At 58.2% G+C, this 1,899-nt stretch carries 3 protein-coding genes and 1 pseudogene; all 4 read left to right on the top strand.

The features are described 5' to 3' along the window. The first annotated feature begins 166 nt into the window (after positions 1-166). The gene (locus LIG30_RS02050) at positions 167-649 is read left to right on the top strand and encodes a DUF2778 domain-containing protein (RefSeq protein WP_038709251.1); all 483 of its coding nucleotides are present in this window, start codon (positions 167-169) and stop codon (positions 647-649) included. Beyond that, entirely contained in the window at positions 646-918 is a 273-nt protein-coding gene (locus LIG30_RS02045; protein ID WP_038709249.1) for a hypothetical protein, read from the top strand. The genes LIG30_RS02050 and LIG30_RS02045 overlap by 4 nt, the downstream gene beginning before the upstream one ends. Continuing rightward, positions 908-1,372, top strand: coding sequence for an Hcp family type VI secretion system effector (locus LIG30_RS02040; protein ID WP_038709248.1), 465 nt, complete (start codon positions 908-910; stop codon positions 1,370-1,372). The genes LIG30_RS02045 and LIG30_RS02040 overlap by 11 nt, the downstream gene beginning before the upstream one ends. A 118-nt stretch (positions 1,373-1,490) precedes the next feature. Next, positions 1,491-1,899, top strand: a pseudogene (locus LIG30_RS02035) (peptidase M20); the annotation flags it as partial.

Raw genomic sequence — 1,899 nt, 5'->3', positions numbered from 1 at the left:
CGCCACGCTCTTGCCGGCCCCGGGCGCGCTTCCTGTCTGGCATGACCGTTAGCAATCGGCATCTGTCGATCAATATCCAGATCCACCTCTATCTCAAATTAAGCAATCCTTGATTTTTTGAGGAGGCTCGGCATAGTGTCGCAGTTTTTAGGAAGGGGTGGCCACCATGCCCGTTCGATGCACATTTCGCCTTAACAACAAGCCAATGTCGGTGCTGCATTGCGATGGAGTCGGTGACTTCGATGCGTTCTCGGGAAAGGACGGTGTGAAAAACGATCCCGCCGCCGTAGCGATGCCCGGTGATGGCCCATTGCCTCCGGGGCGCTATTACATCGTGGATCGCGGATCGGGTGGCCTGTTCACGCACATTCGTGATTTTTTCATGGACTTCATCAATCACACTGATCGCGGGAAATGGTTTGCGCTCTATCGGGACGATGGAAATATCGATGACTGGACGTTTATAAACGGAATCGGGCGTGGGCATTTCAGGCTGCATCCGCGTGGCCTCGCGAATATCAGCGAAGGGTGCATTACGCTCGCCGATCCTCCCGCCTTCTACCGGCTGAGGGCGCGCCTCTTGGGTGCCACGCCGCTCGCGATTCCCGGCGGCAAGGGGTTCGCATATGGAACGGTCGACGTTCAATGAAATTCAAGAAAATCCTTGTCAATATTGCGTGCGTGGTCGGGCTGTCCTTTGCGCTCGCGCTTCCGGTCGGCCGCATGGTGTTTTCGGAAACCGGGGAAATCATCATTTCCCGAGCGACGTCATGGCTTGGAATATATCGCGATGCGGAGCCCGGCGATTCTCTCATCGATACATCGCTCTTGCTCTCCTTCTTGCCGGCTATCTCGGTAGTTTGGCTGGCGAACATCCTGATCAACAAACGAAATCGGAACCGCTCGAATGTCAAATGACGTCTTTATAAAAATCGATGGCATCACCGGAGAATCGCGGGATGCGGCACATCCTGACGAGATTCAGGTCGAAAACTGGACGTGGAAGATGTCGCAGCAATCGTCAATGATGTCGGGTTCAGGTGGTGGAGCTGGCAGGGCTACGGTTGAAGATCTTGTCTTCTTTCACAACATTGACCGGGCGAGCCCCAACCTCATGTCGTATTGTCTGACCGGGAAACACATCCCCACGGTTGTCCTGACCATGCGAAAGGCAGGTGGCGTTCCGTTTGACTTCCTCCGGATCACGATGAGCGACGTCATCGTCACGAGCGTTGAAATGTCCGCGAGCTACGAACAGGTGCGGCTGTCGTTTTCCAGGGTCAAGCAGGAATACACGCTCCAGAATGAGCAAGGCAGCAGCAGAGGCGTGGTTACCGGAGCCTTCGACATCAAGGCAAACGCGTCCGTTTAGGTAATAACGGCTTGCACTCGTCGATTCCAAATGCGGACACCGTTTCTCTCGACGCCGCGCCTGGCACGCGCAGCGGCGTATGATCGTGGTTTTCGTCGCCACGATTCCCGTCGCCACCATGCCCACCGTCGATACCGCCCCCGTCCTCGACCACGACAAGCTCACCGCGTTCGTCGAGCGCAAATGGAACGATGAAATCCTGCACGCGCTGACCGACTACATCGCGATTCCCGCGAAGAGTCCGGCTTTCGACCCCGACTGGGAAAAGCGCGGCTACCTGGAGCGCGTCGTCGCCGATGCGGCGCAGTGGGCGGAGCGCCAGCCCGTCAAGGGCCTGACGCTCGAAATCGTCCGGCTGCCGGGGCGCACGCCGGTGATCTTCTTCGAGACGCCCGCCACGCGCGCGGGCAGCACCGACACGATCCTGCTGTACGGCCACCTCGACAAGCAGCCGGAATTCGACGGCTGGCGCGCCGATCTCGGCCCGTGGACGCCCAAGTTCGAGAACGGCAAGCTGTACGGCCGCG

The sequence above is a fragment of the Burkholderia sp. lig30 genome (genome assembly GCF_000687455.2).
Taxonomy (GTDB): Bacteria; Pseudomonadota; Gammaproteobacteria; order Burkholderiales; family Burkholderiaceae; genus Burkholderia.
The sequence above is the reverse complement of the archived record's forward strand: the minus strand, read 5'-3'. Positions and strand labels throughout refer to the sequence as shown.

Excerpts from the sequence above, each read along its gene's own strand:
- LIG30_RS02040 (WP_038709248.1), top strand. The coding sequence starts at position 908 with ATGTCAAATGACGTCTTTATAAAAATCGATGGCATCACCGGAGAATCG.
- LIG30_RS02050 (WP_038709251.1), top strand. The coding sequence starts at position 167 with ATGCCCGTTCGATGCACATTTCGCCTTAACAACAAGCCAATGTCGGTG.
- LIG30_RS02045 (WP_038709249.1), top strand. The coding sequence starts at position 646 with ATGAAATTCAAGAAAATCCTTGTCAATATTGCGTGCGTGGTCGGGCTG.